Below are 19,843 nucleotides of genomic sequence, written 5' to 3'. Positions count from 1 at the left end.
ACAAATTAATGAGGAGAATGACCAATGAAAGCCTATCAGCGCGATTTTATTGAACTTGCCATGAAAAAACAGGTACTGAAATTTGGTGAGTTTACGCTGAAATCAGGTCGTAAGAGTCCCTATTTCTTTAATGCGGGGCTGTTTAATACAGGGCGTGACTTGGCTCTTGTCGGTCGTTTTTATGCACAAGCGTTAAAAGAAAGTGCAATTGAGTGTGATGTGATTTTTGGTCCAGCCTATAAAGGTATTCCGATTGCGACTACAACAGCAGTCGCATTGGCAGAACATCATGATATCGATATGCCATATTGCTTTAATCGTAAAGAAGCGAAAGACCACGGGGAAGGCGGCACATTAGTGGGTAGCCCACTGCAAGGACGTGTTGTGGTTGTTGATGATGTGATTACGGCAGGTACGGCAATTCGTGAGTCGATGGAAATTATCAAACAGCAAAAAGCAACGTTGAGTGGTGTCTTGCTGTGTTTAGATCGCCAAGAAAAAGGAAAAGGTGAAATTTCGGCAGTTCAGGAAGTGGAACGTGATTATGGCTGCAAAGTGTATTCGATCATCACAATGAGCGACTTAATTACTTACCTTGCAGAGAAAGAAGATATGCAACAGCATCTTGCTGCGATGAAAGCGTATCGTGAGCAGTACGGGATTTAATTGAAAAAAAAGCCCTCGCCCAATAATGGGCGGGGTGAGTAGTATAAATAAGCGGTTATTGTAGCTGAGCCAAAATTAAAGGCCAGCGAGCTTCAAATTCTACCGTTGGGCGGTAACGAAACTCAGAACGTACAAAGCGCGACAACATACCTTCACAAAAGGCTAATAATTGAGAGGCTAATAATGATTCGTCATGGGTAAAGCCTTGACCATCACGGATTTTTTTCTCTTTTAGGACTTGTCGTAGCTGTGATTCAATACGTTCAAATAATTGGTTAATACGTCCTTGCAGCCTATCTTGCTCGAACATTAGCGCATGACCCGTCATTATACGCGTTAATCCTGGGTTTTTCTCAGAGAAACCTAAAATTAGCGCTAAAACCAATTTAATTCGGACAAGTGTATCTTTTTCGTCCGCTAAAATCAGGTTGATGCGGGAAACAAGTGAATCTTCAATAAATTCAATTAAGCTGTCGAACATCTTCATTTTGCTTGGAAAATGACGATATAGCGCAGCTTCTGAGACACCCACTGTTGCAGCGAGTTTTGCCGTTGTAATACGCTGGCTACCATCGCTACTTTCTAACATTAACGCAAGAGCCTGTAAAATCTCATCACGTCTGTTACGTTTTTGTATTGTATTCTCTGCCATGTCTGATAAGACCCCTGCTAAAACAGCAAGACAAACTATCCAAAATTTCGCTCTGAGTAAAGTCACACTCAGAATAAAACAGGTTTAAAATATGTAGAGATTATAACCAAATCTAATCCATTCACGAGGTACAAAAATACCGTACTGATTGTTTTTATTCATAAATATAGACGCTTGTAGGGCGCCTATATTCGGTATTTCAACGTGAATAGGTTCGATTTATTGGAGGCCTATTATTGGCGACCAGAGTGACCGAAACCACCTTCACCGCGTTCAGTCGCGTCAAAGTCATCCACAATATTGAATTGCGCTTGAACAACAGGAACAAAGACCATTTGTGCCATACGTTCACCCGGTTCAACAGTGAATGTTTTATCGCCACGGTTCCATACAGACACCATCAGCTGGCCTTGGTAGTCAGAGTCGATTAAACCGACTAAGTTACCCAGTACAACGCCATGCTTATGACCTAAACCTGAACGTGGCAGGATCACTGCGGCAAGTTGCTCGTCTGCAATATGGATAGCTAGACCCGTTGGGATCAATTCAGTTTGACCCGGCGCTAAATCGATAGGTGCATCAAGACATGCACGTAAATCTAAACCCGCAGAGCCAGTGGTCGCGTAAGTTGGCAGTGGAAACTCGTTCCCAATACGGGCATCAAGAATTTTCAGATCGATTTTTTTCATAACGTTGGAGTATCTCGTCAAGTAAATGGTGGCTTAATTCAATTTTACTACTGTGTGGTAATCGAACATCACCGTGGGCATCAAATAGATGTAGTGCATTGTTATCACTATTAAAACCATTATCCGCTAAGGAAACGTCATTCGCACAAATTAAATCAAGTTGCTTTTGTTGGCGCTTTTGTCGTGCATATTCTTCGACATTTTGGGTCTCTGCCGCGAAACCGACTACATAAGGACGATTTTGCGTCAGTTTTCCTACACTTGCCACAATGTCAGGATTTTGTACAAGAGTAATGGAAACTTCATCCCCTTGTTTCTTAATTTTATTTTCAGCGACAGTTTTAGCTCGGTAATCTGCAACCGCAGCACAGCCGATAAAAATATCTTGCTCAGTAATAGACTGGTGTACTTGTTCATACATCTCAAGGGCACTCGTCACGTTAATGCGGTTTACACCATTCGGTGTTGCCAGATTAACAGGGCCAGCAACGAGAGTGACATTCGCTCCGCGTTCACTTGCGGCTTGCGCGATAGCAAAACCCATTTTTCCAGAACTGTGATTACTGATAAAGCGTACAGGGTCTAAATCTTCACGGGTTGGGCCTGCCGTGACCATGATTGAAATCCCGTCTAGATCTAAACGGGATTGCTGACCTAAACATGATTGAAAATGCTGGCTAGCTAATTTCACAATCGCTAATGGGTCAATCATGCGCCCGGGACCGACATCACCACATGCTTGACTGCCTTCATCAGGGCCCCAAATCATACACTGGCGTTGTTGCAGTCTGATTAAATTATCCTGTGTTGCCGCTGCGCGATACATTTGTTGATTCATCGCAGGCACGATGGCAATAGGCGCCGCAGATGCAAGACAAACAGTCGTGAGTAAATCATTCGCCATGCCAGCGCTTAATCGTGCGATTAAATCGGCAGTTGCTGGCGCTAAAATAATTATATCAGCCCATTTTGCCAATTCAATGTGACCCATTGCGGCTTCCGCTGCGGGGTCTAGCAAATCATCAGCGACCGGATAACCGGAAACAGCTTGCAGAGTGAGAGGTGTAATGAACGCTTTTGCCGCAGGTGTCATGACAACACGTACAGATGCCCCTTCATCACGCAGTCGGCGAGTGAGTTCAGGAATTTTATAAGCGGCTATTCCACCACTGATACCAAGAACAATTCGCTTACCTAATAATGAGTTAACTGAAGTTTGTTGAGTCATGGTCTCTGTCCGATTTGGTCAACATGGGGGGCATCTTACCATATCAATGAGCTTGGTGAGAGAGCCGATTTTGTATCCCGATGCTATTTTTGCGAAGCGCTACGCAAAGGCTAGTTTAGATGATTGCCCTGAGCATGTTGGTTGGCTACAAAGAGGGCAACGACGCGAAAGAGGGTGAGTCGATGCACGAATATATGGAGCTTTTACCACGAGAAAAAATGTTGGCGTATGGGGCTGTATCATTATCAGATGCAGAATTATTAGCGATTTTTCTGCGCACTGGAACACGGGGTGAACCCGTTTTACAACTTGCTCAGCGCTTACTTCATGAGTTTGGTTCACTCTATTTATTAGTGCAAGCTGACTACGCAAAGCTGATTGAATGTAAAGGGTTGGGGGCTTGTAAATTAAGCCAATTGCAAGCAGCTAGTGAGCTCGCAAGGCGTTGTTTCTCTGCGCAAGTGCTTTGTGATGATGTGATGGATAATCCCAATACATTGAAATCGAGGTTGCTTGAATTATTTTCAGGGCAGGAACGAGAAGTTTTCATGGTGCTATTTTTGAATAATCAGCATCAGGTGATTTGCCATGAAGAGATGTTTAAAGGCACAATCAATCGTGTTGAAGTGCATCCAAGAGAAATTATCCGGTTTGCCATGAAAATGAATGCCAGAGCGATAGTGCTTGCCCATAATCACCCATCGGGAAACCCTGAGCCAAGCATGGCAGATAAGTACGTTACTGAGAAAATTCAGAGCGCTTGTGACATGATGGGGATTAAATTACTTGATCATTTTGTGGTTGGACACAAATCTTGTACCTCATTTGCCGAGCGCGGATGGCTGTAAAATCATTTTTTTGACTAAAAAATGACAACTTTTGCTGTGTTGGGCTTGAGTGAAAACGATTGAAAGCGTATACTACGCCACCTTTAAGGATCTCGGGTTTGACGAGAAGAGCCTATCTCAGTAAATTTTTTTGCTAAGATAAAGATATTTTGTTGATCACTTAAAAGTTTGCTGAGATGGGCTCCTAAGCCTGACGAGGCAGTCAAGCCCAGAACAAAAAAGCTCGAGCTGATTAGATTTTTGGAGAATAGACATGTCACGAGTCTGCCAAGTTACCGGCAAGCGTCCAATGAGCGGTAACAACCGTTCACACGCATTAAACGCGACCAAACGTCGTTTTTTGCCAAACCTGCACTCTCACCGTTTCTGGGTTGAGTCTGAGAAACGTTTCGTAACACTGCGTGTATCTGCTAAAGGTATGCGTGTTATCGATAAAAAGGGTATTGATGCTGTTCTTGCTGAACTGCGTACCCGCGGTGAGAAGTACTAAGGAGCTAAAAAATGGCTAAAGGTATTCGCGAGAAAATCAAGCTGGTTTCTTCTGAAGGTACAGGTCACTTCTATACCACTACGAAGAACAAGCGCACAATGCCAGAAAAACTGGAACTGAAAAAATTCGATCCAGTTGTTCGTAAGCATGTGATCTACAAAGAAGCAAAAATCAAATAATTTTGCTTTCTGCGTACGAAGAACCCAGCTTAGGCTGGGTTTTTTTATGTCAAAAATTAGCCATAAAGTGGCTATCCACTGGGATATTGATTAAAAACTATAACCATTAATCTGAACGTAGTAACATATTCAGTATTCATGGAATTAATAACGCATTTTATTGTCAAATATCCATATCAATTTATCTACTAGACCTGATTAAGAGCTCCTGGTGAAAAAACAGTATAAAAAAATTCTTGTAATCAAGATGCGGTTTCATGGTGACATGCTACTGACGACGCCTGTTATCAGCTCATTAAAGCAAAATTATCCTGATGCCCAGATTGATGTTTTGCTTTATCAGGACACCATTCCCATTTTGTCGGAAAACCAAGAGATCCATACACTATATGGTATGAAAGGTAAGAAAAGTGGTGGTTTGAGCAAAGCCTGCAACTTTTTAAGTCTGCTGTTTAAATTACGTCGTAATCAATATGATTTGGTCGTTAACCTTGCTGACCAATGGATGGTTTCGTTACTTGTTCGTGCCATTCCTGCAGAAACTAAGATTTCGCACGATTTCGGTCATCGAGATTCGAAATTTTGGCGAAATAGCTTTACGCATCTCACTCCCCCTGAAGGGGAACATGTTGTTTTAAATAATCTTTCTGTATTAAAGCCGTTAGGGATCCAAGAATTCAAAACAGACCTAACCATGTCTTATGCGGAAGATGATTGGAAAAAAATTGATCAGAGGCTGTTAGATCTTGGCGTTCACAGTAGCTACGTTGTGATCCAGCCAACCGCCCGACAAATTTTTAAATGTTGGGATAATGAAAAGTTCTCAGCTGTCATTGATGCATTGCAGTCTCGTGGTTATCAAGTGGTATTAACATCGGGCCCAAGCAAAGAAGACTTAGCGTGTGTGAATGAAATTGCGGAGAATTGCCAAACCAAGCCAACGACTGAGCTTGCAGGAAAAACATCCTTCCCTGAATTAGGTGCATTAATTGCGCATGCCGCTCTTTTTATTGGCGTCGATTCTGCACCTATGCATATTGCTGCCGCGGTGAAAACTCCCATCGTGTGCCTATTTGGCGCCACAAACCATATTTTCTGGCGACCATGGAGCGATAATGTGGTGAAATTCTGGGCAGGAGATTATGAAAATATGCCACCTAGAGATGAACTAGACCGCAATAAGAAATACCTCTCCGTGATCCCTGCTAGTGATGTGATTGAAGCAACGGAGCAAATGCTACCGATGAATATGCGCTCAATGATGGGAAGGTACTAAGATGGTATTGGCATTTTGTCTGTATAAATATTTTCCATTTGGTGGGCTACAACGCGACTTTTTACGTATTGCGATGGCTTGCCAAGCTCGTGGACACCATATTCGTGTTTATACCCAATCATGGGAAGGTGAACGTCCGGAACAGTTTGAAATTATTATTGTTCCTACCAGTTCAGGCACTAACCATGGACGAAATGCCCAATACTGTGAATGGGTCATGGCACATCTGAAGCAACATCCCGCAGATAGAATCATTGGCTTTAATAAAATGCCTGATCTGGATGTATATTTTGCTGCGGATGTTTGTTATGCGCAAAAAGTGGCTGAAGAAAAAGGTTTTTTCTATAAGCTGACTCCGCGCTATAAACATTATGCTGCTTTTGAAAAAGCCGTCTTCCAAAAAGAAAAGGCAACGCAGCTAATGATGCTCACGCCTCATCAAATTGCTCATTTTGAAAAGCACTATGGAACGGAAAGTGACCGTTTTCATATGCTGCCTCCGGGTATCGCCGTTGACCGAAAATATGACCAACAGATTGCGGATGCTAAGCGTATCTATCGAGAAAAGAATCAAATTCCCGAGTCTGCATTTTTGCTGCTTCAAGTTGGGTCCGATTTTAAACGCAAGGGCGTTGATAGAACTCTCAAAGCGATGGCTGCATTACCTGAAAGCATCAGAAACAACACATTATTGATGGTGGTAGGACAAGACAAACCCGCTAAATATCAACGCTTAGCGGGAGCGTTGGGGATTGATAAACAAGTTTCATTTTTTAGCGGGCGCAATGATATTGCGGAGCTAATGGCCGCTGCGGATATTTTGATGCATCCGGCGTACCAAGAAGCAGCTGGAATTGTCCTGCTTGAAGCGATTGTTGCGGGACTGCCGATTATCGTCACGGAAGTGTGTGGTTACGCGTCGTTTATCGACAAAGCCCAGTGTGGCGTGGTGGTCAATGAGCCTTTTGAACAGGCAGTTTTAAATCAGGCGCTATGCGATAGCCTGCAAGATACACAAAAACGAGCTCAATGGGTAAACAATGCTAAATACTATGCAGACACAGAAGATCTGTACAGTTTACCGGAAAAAGCGGCCGATATTATTTTAGGATGCTCTAATGGTTGAGTTAAAAGCGCCTTTTAATGAATTGTGGAAAGATAAAGACCCATTTGTTGAAACAGATAAATTGGATGGTGAAGTTTTTCGTGCATTGGAAACGCGCAGAACATTGCGTTTTCAGCTTGATGATAAAAGCTATTTTATTAAGATTCACTATGGCACGACGCTAAAAGAGGTTTTGAAGAATTTATTCTCATTCCGTTTACCTGTTTTAGGTGCAGATCGTGAATGGAATGCAATTCATCGATTGACTGAAGCTGGCGTTGATACCATGAACGGGCGCGCTTTCGGGCAAAAAGGGTGGAACCCACTTCGACGTCATTCATTTATTATTACTGAAGACCTCACTCCAACAGTGAGTTTAGAAGATTACTGCGCTAATTGGGCCACTCAGCCACCTAAATTCAAAACTAAGCAAATGTTGATCCGGCGAGTTGCCGAGATGGTACGTAAGATGCATCGCATCGGTATTAACCATCGCGACTGTTATATTTGCCATTTCTTACTGCATCTACCGTTCACAGAAAATCTGCAAGATTTAAAAATCTCAGTCATCGATTTGCATCGCGCACAGCTACGGTCATCAGTTCCTACCCGCTGGCGAAATAAGGACTTAATTGGTTTATACTTTTCATCATTAGAAATCGGTTTAACTCAGAGAGATATTTTCCGGTTTATGAAGGTTTATTTTGAAATGCCGTTAAAAGAGATACTGAGTCAAGAATCTAGTTTGATGGCAGATGCGAAAAGCAAAGCTGACAAAATTAAAGCGCGTACGATCAGAAAGTCGCTATAAAGAAAAAGAGAGACTAAACATGTTTTTTAATAAGGAAAGTGCAATCACAAAGCAAATTGATCTTACAGCCAAAAATGTGGTTGCTAGAGATGATTGTTTACATATTTCTTACGGTATTGACCGTAATTTTTTATATGGTTGTGGAATTTCTATTGCCTCTCTCTTAAAAAATAACGAGGACATATTATTCTATTTTCATGTTTTTACCGATTATTTTGATTCGGAACAAGAGGCTCTTTTTCGTGAATTAGCTGAGCAATATAAAACAAGCATAAAAATATATTTAGTTGATTGTGAACAGTTAAAGTCGTTACCAAGCACCAAAAATTGGTCTTACGCAACGTATTTTAGATTTATCATTGCAGACTACTTTTCTGAGCAACTAGAGCGCATCATTTATATGGATGCGGATATTATGTGTCAAGGCTCATTAAGTGAATTATTAGAGCTCGAATTTACAGAAAACCAAGTAGTCGCGGCTGTTCCTGAAAGAGATTCTGATTGGTGGAAAAAAAGAGCAGATGCATTGGGGATCCCGAGTATTGCTAATGGGTATTTTAATGCTGGCTTCTTAGTTTTAAATTTAGTGAGTTGGAAGGAAAATGATATATCCCTAAAGGCGATGAATCTGTTATCTCAAGATGAAGTTAAAGCCAAGATTTCCTATCTTGACCAAGATATATTGAACATGTTGTTAACGGGTAAAATTGTCTACTTAGACCAAAAATATAACACGCAATATAGCATCAATTATGAATTACAAGATGGTCGAAAAGAGAATCCAATAACATCGAGTACAATTTTGATTCATTATATAGGCCCAACGAAACCATGGCATGAATGGGCTAATTACCCAACTGCAAAATCTTTTCTAGAAGCTAAAAATGCTTCACCGTGGAAAAATATTCCTTTATTGAAAGCTAAAAGTAGCAACCACCTGCGCTACTGTGCAAAGCATTTATTTAAACAAAAATTATATTGGCTTGGCATTAAGTCACAGGCTCAGTATTTTTTAGCAAAAATTACCAAATAATTTTACGGTTGAGAAAAATATGTCCTTTTTAGATAAACATCAAAACCTACTATCTAAATATAATAGAATATTGATTTTTCTATTTTTTATACTTTTTTTTGTTGAAGATGTAACCCGATATAAACATATTCTATTTTATCTAATGATTGCTACAGCGCTATGTTATTTATGCTTAGATTCAAAAAAAGTTATTGATAGGCTAAAGCATAAAGAAATTTATCTCATGATATTATTTTCTGTTGCTTTGTATGTGTCGGTTTCTTACTCTTTAGATACAAAGGCAACGCTAAAATTTATCAATAATAATTTATTGAATTATGGTATTTTATCTTTAGGTTTACTTTTTCCTATCATCCTTTATAGAGAAAAATTAACAGATATATCAAAACTAGTCTTAGTTGGTTATTTAGCTGCGATAGTTCTATTATTATTAATTGAATTAGTGCGTTATATCATAGCGTATCAGCATGGAATACTTCCATTTACGACATATAATTTTAGAAATATATCTGATTCGCTAACATTCTTCTTTCCAATTTTACCGATTCTTTGGTACATACTGCCTAAAAATAAGTTAATTTACTTTTATATTCTTTGTGTTGTGTTTTTATTTATATTACTTGGAACTCTATCTAGAGGGGCTTGGTTAGCTATTGCTGCATCTGGTGGGGTTTTCTTGTGTTTTAAACGCCCTTGGAAATTAATTGCATCAGTCATAGGAATTGCTCTTATTGGGTTGATTTCATTGAAAATGATATACCCAGAGACGACAAATAAACTCTTTTTTAAATTAGAGCAGACAGATAGTTCTTATCGATATACGAATGGTACCCAGGGTACAGCTTTTGAGTTAATTATGGAAAAGCCATTAGTAGGATATGGAATTGGCGATAAAATCTTCCATGAAAAATACAATAGTGTAGTTGCCCAACATCCGGACTGGACATTCAGAACGTCAATTGGTCCTCATAACATATGGTTATTAGTATGGTTTGGCGCGGGTATATTTGGATTAGCTTCTTTTACACTTTTGACTCTGTCTATGGGGTACACTTCTTATCAAGGAATTCGCCGTAGTGTAGAAAATCCATTAGTTTACTTTTCATTTTTGGCTTTGTTTATCAGTTTGATTAGTTTCTATGTAGTTCGAGGTATGTTTGAACAAGTGGATTTAAAACCTCTGGGGCTTATCCTTGGATTCTTGATTGCGATGATCAACGCGATTCCTACGAAGCGTATAAGTGAAAATAATGGATAATTTAATTATTAATAAATATCAATTAATAGGTAGTAAAGTTGATCCGTTATCTGAAGGTTTCGATATCATTTATGGTTCCGACGAAAACTACCAATTTGGTGTAGGGGTATCTGCGGTTTCATTACTGGTGAATAATCCTTCCAATTTTTTTAGATTCCATCTATTCCTAGATGTGGTTAAGCCAGATTTTCTAGGTAAATTGAGCGCAATTGCTGAGCAATTTTCTGCTGAATTTAATGTTTATGAGCTTGATAATACATTGCTTAAAACTTTACCGGCGTCAGAGGTTTGGTCATCTGCGATGTATTTTCGCTTGATTGCATTTGAATATCTATCAAGTGATTATGATTATGCACTTTACTTAGATGCTGATGTTGTTTGTCAGAATGCCTTAAATTTATCTACTGATATTATTAAGGATGTTGTGGCGGGCGTAGTCGCAGACGAAATTGGTGTTCGTAAAAAAAGTGGTGTAAGGTTGAATGTAGCAGAGCTTAGCGAAACCTACTTCAATTCAGGTGTGATGTTTGTCAATCTCAAGGAATGGCATAGTCACCAAGTGACAAAAAAATGCTTTGAATTTCTATCGTTGCCGAATGCTAAAGATTTGTACAAATACCCTGACCAAGATGTACTGAATTTAATTTTAAGAGAGTAGCTCGTTTTGTTAGCTCAACGTTTTAATACTATTTATACCCTCAAAAATGAGCTTAGTGATTCAACTCATCAAAAATATAAGTGTGTTATTACGTCAGATACAGCTTTAATCCATTATACCGGGGTAACAAAGCCATGGCATACATGGGCGAAATATCCTTCTGCAAAACCATTTTATGATGCTTTAGCTTCTTCGCCGTGGACTGAAAATGATTTAAAGCCAGCAATTAAATTTGCAGAGAAAAAGAAAGAATATAAGCATCTTTTAAAACAAGGTGCATTTTTTGCAGGGTGTATTTCAGGCATTAAATACTTATTTCAGAAGGTTAGAGGTAAAAAAAGATAATCTATGATCACAAAAGCCATTTTTACTGTGACACCTATCTATTCTATACCGCCAAAAAGTGCAGCAGCAGTAGAGTCGTGGATGTATAACGTTGCAAAGAGATTAGATATAGAAAGCCGTATTATCTGCATTCAGAATGAAGGATATTCAGCTCATTCAGTCGTTAACAAAAATTGTGCTATTGACCGCATAAAGTTTGGAAGAATTTATACGAGACTATTTAAAAAATGGACAAGAATAGACCCATATTCTTATGCGGATAGGATCGTTAAATTGAAACGGAATTTCGCAAAAAATTCCGAAGAAAGCATCACATTTGTGCATAACAATATAAAATTATTTAAAAAAATTATTAAAAAGGAAGGGCATAATAACGTTGTACTTCATATGCATAATTTTTTTGAACCTAAGGATATTCCAGAAGATATTAAATTGATTGTTCCTAGTCGTTGCATGGAAGGCTGGTTTAGGGAACGCTTACCAAAGGCTCAGATTAAAGTTGTGAGAAATGGCTTTGATGGCGATATTTATAATCAACCGCCTGAAGTAAAGCGTGAAGACTTTGGACTGGATAAATCAGATAAAATTATCTTATTCGCAGGAAGAATTGCTAGGGATAAAGGCTTGCTTGAATTAATGCAAGCATGTAGCACATTTTTTAATGGCGACGACCGTTATAAATTGGTCATTGTGGGTGACCCTAATGCCGCTAAAAAAGGTGAACTAGTTGATTACCAAAATGAAGTAAAAGATTTTGCTAAGCATTTAGATAAGCAATGTATTTTCTTGGGGGGCGTGCACCCAGATAAAATTAGACATTACTACTCATTGGCAGATGTTATTGCTGTACCCTCGATCACTGATGAGGCATTTTGCATGGTTGCTCTTGAAGCTATGGCATCAGGTCTTCCTGTCATTGCTAGCCAGCGTGGGGCTATGGTTGAATTCATTACGCATAGTGAAACAGGTTTTATTTTCAAAGAACCACTTTCCCCCGAAAATATGGCAGAAGATATACAGTATGCATTAAACCATCCCCATGCAGTGGAAATTGCGAATAATGCCAAAACCCATGCTTATGAGAACTTTACATGGGAAATAGTTACTGAAGAGCTCCAAAATGTTATTCGTAAATGGTTCCCATAATTTTAAAGAGATCTGTGATGCCAGAACTGCCCGAAGTTGAAACCAGTCGCCGAGGTATTGAACCACATTTAGTTGGCAATACAATTAGTTATGCCATTGTGCGTAATGAACGGCTACGCTGGCCAGTAAGTGAACAAATCATGCGTTTATCTGATGAAACCGTGATAAGTGTTCAACGCCGGGCAAAATACCTGCTTATTGAACTGCGAAAAGGGTGGATTATTGTCCATTTAGGAATGTCTGGCAGTGTGCGAATTTTGACGGAAGAATTACCAGAAGGGAAACATGACCATGTAGACCTTATCTTGCGTGATGGTAAAGTACTGCGCTACACCGACCCTCGACGTTTTGGCGCATGGCTTTGGTGCGATGATTTAGCGTCCAGCTCCGTTCTCGCTCATTTAGGCCCTGAACCTCTTTCCGATGAATTCAATCCTAAATATCTCTTTGATTTAGCAACTAAACGTAAGGTTGCGGTCAAACCTTGGTTGATGGACAACAAAATCGTTGTTGGGGTAGGGAATATCTATGCGAATGAAGCACTTTTTGCATCAAGGATCTCCCCAGAAAAGCTAACTAACACCCTGACACTTGATGAGATTACAGAACTCGTCACACAGATTAAAAAAGTGCTTCAACGTTCAATAGAACAAGGTGGAACGACTCTTAAAGATTTTTTACAGTCAGACGGAAAACCAGGTTACTTTGCTCAAGAGCTGTTTGTGTATGGAAAAAAAGGCGAGCCGTGTTCTGTGTGCGGAACCCAGATTGAAAGCATCAAACAAGGACAGAGGACAACCTTTTATTGCCCTCAATGTCAGAAGTAATTGCTAGATTTTGTTGAGTTTTTTCAACATAGCATCCGCAACAACAGGCGGTAAAAACGACGAAATATCTCCATCATGAAGCGCGACATCTTTAATTAATGAGGATGAAACGAAAGATAAGCTTTGTGATGGAAGTAAAAATACCGTTTCTAGCTCGGGAACAAAATGGCGGTTCATATTAGCCAGCTGCCACTCATATTCAAAATCCGCCACTGAACGTACGCCACGAATTAAAATATTTGCATTATTTTTCTGTGCAAAATTCGCCATTAACTCAGAAAAACCAACTACTTCAACATTTCCTAAGTGAGCGGTAACTTGTTTTGCTAGCTCAACACGCTCTTCCAAATTAAACATAGGGCTTTTGCGTTGACTGTTTGCGATAGCGAGTAAAACGTGGTCAAACATCGCTGCGGCACGGGTGACGATATCGACGTGTCCAGAGGTAATCGGGTCAAAGGTTCCCGGATAAATAGCTTTATGGGTCATGATATTGCTATCTCTTTGTTTATTATTGTTTATCCTAATATATCGATAGGAATAAGTGACGGTGAAATCCACATTAACGGCAATTGCGCTCTCTTGCAACAATCACTGATAGGTATGCATTTATTTTAAGTCTCATTTTAGGCACAGATTCTACACACTTTCAGTAATGGTTTATGGTAAGATACCGCCAATTTTGGTAAGTGAATCAGATCGAATGTTATTGCGTGTATATCAGGTACTTCTTTATCTCATCCAGCCATTAATTTGGATACGCTTATTATTGCGTAGCCGTAAAGCTCCTGCGTATCGCAAACGCTGGGGGGAACGCTATGGTTTTTGTGGTGGTAAAGTTGTTCCTAAAGGCATTTTATTACACTCAGTTTCTGTGGGCGAAACCCTTGCGGCAGTACCGTTAGTACGTGCACTGCGCCATCACTACCCATCACTCCCTATTACCGTGACCACAATGACTCCAACCGGGTCAGAACGTGTTCAGTCAGCATTTGGTGACGATATTAGTCACGTTTATCTCCCTTATGATTTACCTGGCTCCATGAGCCGTTTCCTTAATCAAGTTGATCCTAAACTGGTGATTATTATGGAAACGGAACTCTGGCCAAATATGATCAACCAGCTGCATAAGCGTAATATTCCATTAGTTATTGCGAATGCTCGGTTATCTGAACGCTCCGCTGCGGGTTATCAAAAGCTCGGTAGTTTTGTGAAGCGTATGCTACAGAATGTCACGATGGTGGCTGCTCAGCATCAAGAAGATGGTGAACGTTTTATTCAATTAGGGTTAAGACGTAAGCAGTTAGAAGTGACGGGAAGCTTAAAATTTGATATTTCCGTTACCCCTGAACTGGCCGTTAAAGCGATTACGTTACGTAGGCAGTGGGCTGCACATCGTCCAGTATGGATTGCGACAAGTACCCACGAAGGTGAAGAAGCGATTGTTTTGCAAACTCACCAACAGTTGCTGAAAAAATTTCCTAATTTATTACTCATTTTAGTCCCAAGGCACCCAGAACGTTTTGCAAAAGCGGAAGAACTGACACAAAAAGCAGGGCTAAGCTTTATTCGTCGTAGTAGCGGCGTTATCCCATCTCTAGAAACCCAAGTGGTTATTGGCGATACGATGGGGGAATTGATGTTGCTGTACGGAATTGCAGATATAGCTTTCGTTGGTGGGAGCTTAGTTGAAACCGGTGGTCATAATCCACTTGAAGCAGCTGCGCATGCATTGCCTGTTTTGATGGGGCCTCATACCTTTAATTTTAAAGATATTTGTGCGAAGTTAACCCAAGCTGATGGGTTGATCACTGTGACAGATAGCGAATCGTTGGCTCAAGCCGTGACGAGTTTACTGTCTGATGAAGATTATCGACTGTATTATGGTCGTCATGCAGCGGAAGTATTGCATGAAAACCAAGGCGCATTACAGCGTTTACTTAAGTTATTGCAACCTTATTTACCTCCAAGAGAACAGTAATATTCAGCAAAAATATTGATAACTTGAATATTACTACAATGAGTAATGACAATTTCTCTCATTTCTGATTATTTCGTTTAAACTATAGTAAACTACCCAGTCACGTTTTTGCATACTCAGCCGAGCGAGGGGTAACCCTCTATAAGCTCGACGTAAAATAATGCGTATTTCCCTTTAACTTTATTGATAAATTTCGCTGAAAAAAGAATGCCAACAACCAATCAACCAACTTCAAATAAGTATGTGTATCTTTGGATCATTGGCTATGCCATTGCCTGGATCCTTGCGAGTTTCTTTTTTGACCCAACTGTTCCTTACGATACGGTCGAAGCCGTTAACTGGGGAATGAATGGTGAATGGGGATCGCCAAAAAATCCGTGGTTTGTCGGTACCATGATGTGGCCTGCAATCCATTTGGGGATTTCTTATAGTTTCTATTGGTATTTGAGCCATTTTATCGGTATTGGTTTTGGGTTACTTGGGGTATGGAAACTTGCCTACCGATTAACCGGTCGTCGCGATCTTGCATGGTTTGCGATGCTGATGATGAATTTATCTGGTGTTATTAATTTCGATATCATTCCTTATAATGATAACTATATTTTAGTGACATTTTGGCCTTGGGTGATTTATTTCTTCCTGCGTGCTGTCGAAGATAACCCACTGTGGTGGCTGCCTTTTGCTTTAGTTGCCGGTCTGGCAACCATGGGGAAATACTCCACGCTCGCCTTAGTTGGCTCTGTCTTTTTGCTCACTCTTTTTGTGAAACAAGCGCGCCAAAGCTATCGCCATCCGGTGTTTTATCTGGCGATAGCGCTGTGGTTTTCGATGATCTTGCCAAACTTCTTCTGGTTGATGGCGAGTGATTTTTCTGCCTTTAAATGGGTAGATTCACAAATTGACCCAGGCTTTAACTTACATACCACCGAAGCCGCTCTGAGCGTGTTTTACCCGCTGATTATCGCAGCGATTATCTTATATTGCTGTGGCGGAAAAATCGGTTGGCCGAAAACCTTATCGAATCGCATGGCAAACTTTATTATTTTATTTCCACTCGCGGTGATTTACGGTTGGTTCTCGTTCCATGATGGCGGGCGAATTACGGAGTGGTTACAGCCATTTATGATGGTATGTGCGCCTTTGTTTGTTGGCTCAATCACCGTAATGCCGAAAAAGTCACTGAAAAAACCATTAATTGGCTTAGCGGTAGTTGGTGTCTTAATGGTATCCGGCTATCTGATTGTTCAAGCAGGAAATATTCGCGGAGCGGGTCAGAAATTTATTGGTGTGAAAACCTTAATTGCAGAAGGTGAGCAGCGTTGGTATCAACGTTACGGAACACCAGTTAAATATGTGGGCGGTGAAGATAATCTACATCAATGGTTTATTATCTATGCTCAAGACAGGCCGCATGTTATCCAACCTTGGACGCTAGAAAACCATATGCCACCGAATGTGTATAACCGTGATATTACTGAAGCAGAAATTCGTGAGCACGGTGCCATTTTATTAGGGCGTAAATATGACGATTGTGCCCACGAAGATTTCGCCAAAGTACGCAAATTCTGGCCACAATTTAAAATTGAAAAAGAAGATGTGATTTACCGCTCTGAGCCGGATGCTGAGCCGAAAACCATGTGTTTTGGGTTTATTGCCCCAGAGAAATTGTAGTAATAAACAGTTTGAATTTTTCGTAGGAATGCTCATCTATTTGATGGGCATTCATTTTTTGAGTCTCAATAAAATAGCAAGACGCATCAGGTAATTTACTTTAGAGCTTTCATGAAATAGCCTAAAAACGTTAAACCATTCCATATAGCCCAAATAATGTAACTTAACTAATTTAGGTTCCTTACTTGCACAAATCAAAAAAATACCTTGGTCATCATCAATAATGCCTGATGATAAAAAGTTTTTTTGCACTTCAGTCGCTAAGTGATAAAGCTGAGTCCATTTCTCTTTTGTGGCAACAATGACACCACCAATAATATAGGTGTCATTTTCAATAACCTTTTTCATTACTCCATCTTTATCGGCCAGATCTAATCCATTTTTTATTGAAAAGAAGTGAATTTTTTCTTTATCAAACGGATGGTTCCATTCAGTTAATCCATCGAGTGTTTTTTCCTTACGGATGTACCCGAAATCTATCCATGCAATAAGTTCATTGTTAGTAAGCCCAAGTTGAACCGCTTTATTCACAAAATAGGCTTTAAGGTTAGTGACTAATACATACTCTGAAGACCAGTATTCTGGGTTTTCCAGTTGTTCAGGCTTTATTAGTTTTTTAAATGAATCACTATTTTGTATGGTAGAAATTTTTTTGATAACAGATTTAAACTTTTTATGGAGGTCGATAGTAATAATGTGAGTTGGTTTTCCTTTTCTAATCGCTAATATTTTTTCTTTAAAATTAGAAGAAGTAAAAACAACCATTTTATTATTCAGCTTTGCCAACTTACTGAAATAGTTGAAATAGGTATCTGTTGTTCTTTCTAAACGATCAGAATATCCGTGAGAGCTATTCCAGTCTCCTCTTCCAATGTCAAAAAAAGCAGTCACTATTGTTGTGGATTGATTCATTGCTTATGGCTACCACCTAAGTTGGGAAAAATAGAGCTTAATCGCTTATAAACGTCAGAAGCACTAATTTGCTCCATCATATTATTTGTGGATTTTATCTCATTTTGGTCTTTTCCATAACCACCAATTAAACCGGGGTTTGTTGGGCCAAACAGCGTAAAATTCGGTTTATCCAACGCAGCGGTTAAATGGCTTAAGCCGGTATCGACAGAAACCACTGCTTTTGCATCCGCAATCTGTTGCGCGACTTGTGCCAGCGTTAATTTTGGTAAAACTTCAACAAAATCAAAACCCTCGGCTAATCTTATTGCTCGCTGATGCTCATGCTCTGCACCCCAAGGGAGCTTCACTCTCAGCCCGGTTTCCTTCATTAACTGAATCAGTTCACGCCAATGAGACTCCGGCCAATGCTTATCATCGCGTGTTGTGGAGTGCAAAAACAGCACATAGGGCGCTTCGGTTTCGTCGGTTGATTGCAAGAAATGGCGAGCAATCGCGTAATCGCCTTGCGTTCTAGGGCAAGTATACCCGAGGCTTTTAGCAAATAATTGGCGAATACGTTCTACCGCATGTTGCTGTTTACTAATGGAATAACGATGATCGTAAAAGAAGCTGGCAATCGGCTCGCGGATACTATGGCGGTCATAACCATGTTTAGAACCGTGAGCGAGGCGAGTGACTAGCAATGCACTCTTAAGTAACCCTTGCGCATCGATAACGGCATCGTAGTGGGTTTCCTGTAATTGGCGACGAAACTCTGCACGTTCGGCACGAATTGGTGCAGAAAACCAATTTTTTCGCCAGCGACGGATTGCAACAGGGATCACTTTATTCACAGCGCTATGCCATGTAGGGATTTGAGAAAATCCCTCTTCAACCACCCAATCAAATTGAATATTCGGTATTGCTGCCTGTGCATCAGTTAATGCAGGTAGAGAGTGCAAAACATCTCCCATAGATGATGTTTTTACTAATAACACTCTCATTATTTAATACCTATATTTAAACGCGTGAGGGCATCGAGTACCATTTGCGGTTGAATATCAATCAGACTTTGGTGATAGCCGCTTTCACCGTCACCTTTGCGCACTTTGTGGTAACCCGTGATCAGGCGGATGACTTCCGCTTTATCAGACAGTGGTGGGGTAAAATCAGGGCTGCTTGGGCCATATAGCGCGACTAACGGTTTATCGAGAGCGGCAGCCACATGCATTAAACCTGAATCATTACTGACAATGGTTTGGCAAGCGTCGATAAGATTAACAGCTTGTTCTAACGAGGTTTTTCCTGCGAAATTAAGGCAGTAATTGCGAGCGTCGTCAGTCAAACTTTGACGGATTTCTTCACCCGCTTCATGGTCTTTTTGAGAACCAAATAATAGGACTTGGTAGCCTTGCTCGCTAATTAATTTCTGGGCGAGCGCTGCATAGTGATAGTGCGGCCAACGTTTTGCAGGGCCAAATTCAGCTCCTGGGCAAAAACCAATAATTGGGCGAGAAAAATCAATATTAAATTGACTAACAGTATCGCTAACTTGCTGTTTATCAGTGACTAATTTAGGCCATAAAATCGGGGTGGGAATATCATCGGCAGATTTGATGAGCTGCTTGTTATACGCCAATGCGACGTAGCGTTGCACCATCAGCGGAAATGCTTGTTTATCCAATGAGCGTAAATCATTGAGCAGCCCATAACGCATTTCACCGCGCCATCCCGTTCTTTTGGCGATTTTAGCAAAGAATGGCACCAGTGCAGACTTCAATGAATTAGGCAAAACAATCGCTTGGTCGTACCCATTTTTCCGCAAATTGATGCCTAATTGACGACGTTCGCCAATTTCTAGCTTTCCATGCCCTAATGGCATGGAAATCGCTTCAGACACTTCAGGCATTTTCGCCAATAACGGACGGCACCAATCGGGTGCCATCACATCAATTTGAGCATGAGGATGCAGTGCCTTGATCGTGCGATAAAGGCTCTGAGACATCATCATATCCCCTACCCATGAGGGGCCAATCACTAGTATCTTCATAGGTATTGTTTTCATAGGCGTGGTTTTCATAGGAAC

At 40.4% G+C, this 19,843-nt stretch carries 21 protein-coding genes and 1 pseudogene; 15 read left to right on the top strand and 7 right to left on the bottom strand.

Annotated features, from left to right (window positions below; all coding sequences use genetic code 11):
* Nucleotides 1-24 precede the first annotated feature (24 nt).
* A complete protein-coding gene (gene pyrE / locus QS795_RS17265; protein ID WP_286272542.1) occupies nucleotides 25-666 on the top strand; it encodes an orotate phosphoribosyltransferase in 642 nt (213 codons plus the stop codon).
* 55 nt (nucleotides 667-721) lie between these two features.
* Here the strand turns inward: pyrE and slmA are convergent, their stop codons facing one another.
* The 3 genes from slmA to coaBC form a co-directional block, all read right to left on the bottom strand.
* Entirely contained in the window at nucleotides 722-1,318 is a 597-nt protein-coding gene (gene slmA, locus QS795_RS17260) for a nucleoid occlusion factor SlmA (RefSeq protein WP_286272541.1), read from the bottom strand.
* Nucleotides 1,319-1,551: 233 nt separating this feature from the next.
* A complete protein-coding gene (dut, locus tag QS795_RS17255; RefSeq protein ID WP_154603302.1) occupies nucleotides 1,552-2,007 on the bottom strand; it encodes a dUTP diphosphatase in 456 nt (151 codons plus the stop codon).
* A complete protein-coding gene (gene coaBC / locus QS795_RS17250) occupies nucleotides 1,979-3,235 on the bottom strand; it encodes a bifunctional phosphopantothenoylcysteine decarboxylase/phosphopantothenate--cysteine ligase CoaBC (protein ID WP_318626677.1) in 1,257 nt (418 codons plus the stop codon). The genes dut and coaBC overlap by 29 nt, the downstream gene beginning before the upstream one ends.
* Nucleotides 3,236-3,417: 182 nt before the next feature.
* Here coaBC and radC point away from each other — a divergent pair, with 182 nt between their 5' ends.
* The 12 genes and pseudogenes from radC (at nucleotide 3,418) to mutM (ending at nucleotide 13,211) form a co-directional block, all read left to right on the top strand.
* The gene (radC, locus tag QS795_RS17245) at nucleotides 3,418-4,083 is read left to right on the top strand and encodes a RadC family protein (RefSeq protein ID WP_286272563.1); all 666 of its coding nucleotides are present in this window, start codon (nucleotides 3,418-3,420) and stop codon (nucleotides 4,081-4,083) included.
* Between the two features lie 253 nt (nucleotides 4,084-4,336).
* Nucleotides 4,337-4,573 carry a 50S ribosomal protein L28 gene (gene rpmB, locus QS795_RS17240; protein WP_004265123.1) on the top strand — a complete coding sequence of 79 codons (237 nt, stop codon included), beginning with the start codon at nucleotides 4,337-4,339 and terminating at the stop codon, nucleotides 4,571-4,573.
* An 11-nt stretch (nucleotides 4,574-4,584) separates the two neighbouring features.
* The gene (gene rpmG, locus QS795_RS17235; protein WP_004265124.1) at nucleotides 4,585-4,752 is read left to right on the top strand and encodes a 50S ribosomal protein L33; all 168 of its coding nucleotides are present in this window, start codon (nucleotides 4,585-4,587) and stop codon (nucleotides 4,750-4,752) included.
* Nucleotides 4,753-4,963: 211 nt separating this feature from the next.
* A complete protein-coding gene (gene rfaQ / locus QS795_RS17230) occupies nucleotides 4,964-6,028 on the top strand; it encodes a lipopolysaccharide core heptosyltransferase RfaQ (protein ID WP_036950725.1) in 1,065 nt (354 codons plus the stop codon).
* Nucleotide 6,029: 1 nt separating this feature from the next.
* Entirely contained in the window at nucleotides 6,030-7,154 is a 1,125-nt protein-coding gene (locus QS795_RS17225) for a glycosyltransferase family 4 protein (protein ID WP_318626673.1), read from the top strand.
* Nucleotides 7,147-7,944 (top strand): lipopolysaccharide core heptose(I) kinase RfaP, encoded by a 798-nt coding sequence (gene rfaP / locus QS795_RS17220; protein ID WP_286272536.1) that lies wholly within the window; start codon nucleotides 7,147-7,149, stop codon nucleotides 7,942-7,944. The genes QS795_RS17225 and rfaP overlap by 8 nt, the downstream gene beginning before the upstream one ends.
* A gap of 19 nt (nucleotides 7,945-7,963) precedes the next feature.
* Complete coding sequence (waaO, locus tag QS795_RS17215; RefSeq protein ID WP_286272534.1) at nucleotides 7,964-8,977, top strand: lipopolysaccharide 3-alpha-galactosyltransferase; 1,014 nt, start codon at nucleotides 7,964-7,966, stop codon at nucleotides 8,975-8,977.
* A 19-nt stretch (nucleotides 8,978-8,996) separates the two neighbouring features.
* Nucleotides 8,997-10,235, top strand: coding sequence for an O-antigen ligase RfaL (rfaL, locus tag QS795_RS17210; RefSeq protein ID WP_286272533.1), 1,239 nt, complete (start codon nucleotides 8,997-8,999; stop codon nucleotides 10,233-10,235).
* A pseudogene (locus tag QS795_RS17205) lies at nucleotides 10,228-10,983 on the top strand (glycosyltransferase family 8 protein); the annotation flags it as partial. The gene rfaL and the pseudogene QS795_RS17205, both read left to right, overlap by 8 nt.
* A complete protein-coding gene (locus tag QS795_RS17200; RefSeq protein ID WP_318627197.1) occupies nucleotides 10,981-11,238 on the top strand; it encodes a glycosyltransferase family 8 C-terminal domain-containing protein in 258 nt (85 codons plus the stop codon). The pseudogene QS795_RS17205 and the gene QS795_RS17200, both read left to right, overlap by 3 nt.
* Before the next feature lie 3 nt (nucleotides 11,239-11,241).
* Nucleotides 11,242-12,384 (top strand): glycosyltransferase, encoded by a 1,143-nt coding sequence (locus tag QS795_RS17195; RefSeq protein WP_286272531.1) that lies wholly within the window; start codon nucleotides 11,242-11,244, stop codon nucleotides 12,382-12,384.
* A gap of 17 nt (nucleotides 12,385-12,401) precedes the next feature.
* A complete protein-coding gene (gene mutM, locus QS795_RS17190; RefSeq protein ID WP_286272529.1) occupies nucleotides 12,402-13,211 on the top strand; it encodes a bifunctional DNA-formamidopyrimidine glycosylase/DNA-(apurinic or apyrimidinic site) lyase in 810 nt (269 codons plus the stop codon).
* Between the two features lie 3 nt (nucleotides 13,212-13,214).
* On the opposite strand, the gene coaD is transcribed toward mutM, so the two are convergent.
* Nucleotides 13,215-13,700 (bottom strand): pantetheine-phosphate adenylyltransferase, encoded by a 486-nt coding sequence (gene coaD / locus QS795_RS17185; protein WP_154603309.1) that lies wholly within the window; start codon nucleotides 13,698-13,700, stop codon nucleotides 13,215-13,217.
* 214 nt (nucleotides 13,701-13,914) lie between these two features.
* On the opposite strand from coaD, the gene waaA reads away from it, so the two are divergent.
* Together waaA and QS795_RS17175 are read left to right on the top strand one after the other, a co-directional pair.
* Nucleotides 13,915-15,192 (top strand): lipid IV(A) 3-deoxy-D-manno-octulosonic acid transferase, encoded by a 1,278-nt coding sequence (gene waaA, locus QS795_RS17180; RefSeq protein WP_132497017.1) that lies wholly within the window; start codon nucleotides 13,915-13,917, stop codon nucleotides 15,190-15,192.
* A gap of 207 nt (nucleotides 15,193-15,399) precedes the next feature.
* Entirely contained in the window at nucleotides 15,400-16,863 is a 1,464-nt protein-coding gene (locus QS795_RS17175) for an ArnT family glycosyltransferase (protein ID WP_286272525.1), read from the top strand.
* A gap of 51 nt (nucleotides 16,864-16,914) precedes the next feature.
* On the opposite strand, the gene yibB is transcribed toward QS795_RS17175, so the two are convergent.
* The 3 genes from yibB to rfaF are packed head-to-tail and all read right to left on the bottom strand — an operon-like array spanning nucleotide 16,915 to nucleotide 19,807.
* Nucleotides 16,915-17,775 (bottom strand): protein YibB, encoded by an 861-nt coding sequence (yibB, locus tag QS795_RS17170; RefSeq protein ID WP_318626671.1) that lies wholly within the window; start codon nucleotides 17,773-17,775, stop codon nucleotides 16,915-16,917.
* Nucleotides 17,772-18,761: a lipopolysaccharide heptosyltransferase RfaC gene (gene rfaC, locus QS795_RS17165; protein WP_318626670.1), complete on the bottom strand. Its 990-nt coding sequence runs from the start codon at nucleotides 18,759-18,761 to the stop codon at nucleotides 17,772-17,774. Before rfaC ends, yibB begins: the two co-directional genes overlap by 4 nt.
* Nucleotides 18,761-19,807 carry an ADP-heptose--LPS heptosyltransferase RfaF gene (gene rfaF / locus QS795_RS17160; protein WP_286272520.1) on the bottom strand — a complete coding sequence of 349 codons (1,047 nt, stop codon included), beginning with the start codon at nucleotides 19,805-19,807 and terminating at the stop codon, nucleotides 18,761-18,763. Before rfaF ends, rfaC begins: the two co-directional genes overlap by 1 nt.
* Between the last annotated feature and the right edge of the window lie 36 nt (nucleotides 19,808-19,843).

This window comes from Providencia zhijiangensis (assembly GCF_030315915.2).
GTDB classification, from domain to species: domain Bacteria; phylum Pseudomonadota; class Gammaproteobacteria; order Enterobacterales; family Enterobacteriaceae; genus Providencia; species Providencia zhijiangensis.
This window is presented reverse-complemented; position numbering and strand designations above follow the sequence as displayed.

Excerpts from the sequence above, each read along its gene's own strand:
- coaD (WP_154603309.1), bottom strand. The coding sequence starts at position 13,700 with ATGACCCATAAAGCTATTTATCCGGGAACCTTTGACCCGATTACCTCT.
- slmA (WP_286272541.1), bottom strand. The coding sequence starts at position 1,318 with ATGGCAGAGAATACAATACAAAAACGTAACAGACGTGATGAGATTTTA.
- rpmG (WP_004265124.1), top strand. The coding sequence starts at position 4,585 with ATGGCTAAAGGTATTCGCGAGAAAATCAAGCTGGTTTCTTCTGAAGGT.
- rfaP (WP_286272536.1), top strand. The coding sequence starts at position 7,147 with ATGGTTGAGTTAAAAGCGCCTTTTAATGAATTGTGGAAAGATAAAGAC.
- yibB (WP_318626671.1), bottom strand. The coding sequence starts at position 17,775 with ATGAATCAATCCACAACAATAGTGACTGCTTTTTTTGACATTGGAAGA.
- waaA (WP_132497017.1), top strand. The coding sequence starts at position 13,915 with ATGTTATTGCGTGTATATCAGGTACTTCTTTATCTCATCCAGCCATTA.
- dut (WP_154603302.1), bottom strand. The coding sequence starts at position 2,007 with ATGAAAAAAATCGATCTGAAAATTCTTGATGCCCGTATTGGGAACGAG.
- rfaC (WP_318626670.1), bottom strand. The coding sequence starts at position 18,761 with ATGAGAGTGTTATTAGTAAAAACATCATCTATGGGAGATGTTTTGCAC.
- coaBC (WP_318626677.1), bottom strand. The coding sequence starts at position 3,235 with ATGACTCAACAAACTTCAGTTAACTCATTATTAGGTAAGCGAATTGTT.
- radC (WP_286272563.1), top strand. The coding sequence starts at position 3,418 with ATGCACGAATATATGGAGCTTTTACCACGAGAAAAAATGTTGGCGTAT.
- rfaF (WP_286272520.1), bottom strand. The coding sequence starts at position 19,807 with ATGAAGATACTAGTGATTGGCCCCTCATGGGTAGGGGATATGATGATG.
- QS795_RS17225 (WP_318626673.1), top strand. The coding sequence starts at position 6,030 with ATGGTATTGGCATTTTGTCTGTATAAATATTTTCCATTTGGTGGGCTA.
- QS795_RS17175 (WP_286272525.1), top strand. The coding sequence starts at position 15,400 with ATGCCAACAACCAATCAACCAACTTCAAATAAGTATGTGTATCTTTGG.
- QS795_RS17195 (WP_286272531.1), top strand. The coding sequence starts at position 11,242 with ATGATCACAAAAGCCATTTTTACTGTGACACCTATCTATTCTATACCG.
- rfaL (WP_286272533.1), top strand. The coding sequence starts at position 8,997 with ATGTCCTTTTTAGATAAACATCAAAACCTACTATCTAAATATAATAGA.
- rpmB (WP_004265123.1), top strand. The coding sequence starts at position 4,337 with ATGTCACGAGTCTGCCAAGTTACCGGCAAGCGTCCAATGAGCGGTAAC.
- waaO (WP_286272534.1), top strand. The coding sequence starts at position 7,964 with ATGTTTTTTAATAAGGAAAGTGCAATCACAAAGCAAATTGATCTTACA.
- mutM (WP_286272529.1), top strand. The coding sequence starts at position 12,402 with ATGCCAGAACTGCCCGAAGTTGAAACCAGTCGCCGAGGTATTGAACCA.
- pyrE (WP_286272542.1), top strand. The coding sequence starts at position 25 with ATGAAAGCCTATCAGCGCGATTTTATTGAACTTGCCATGAAAAAACAG.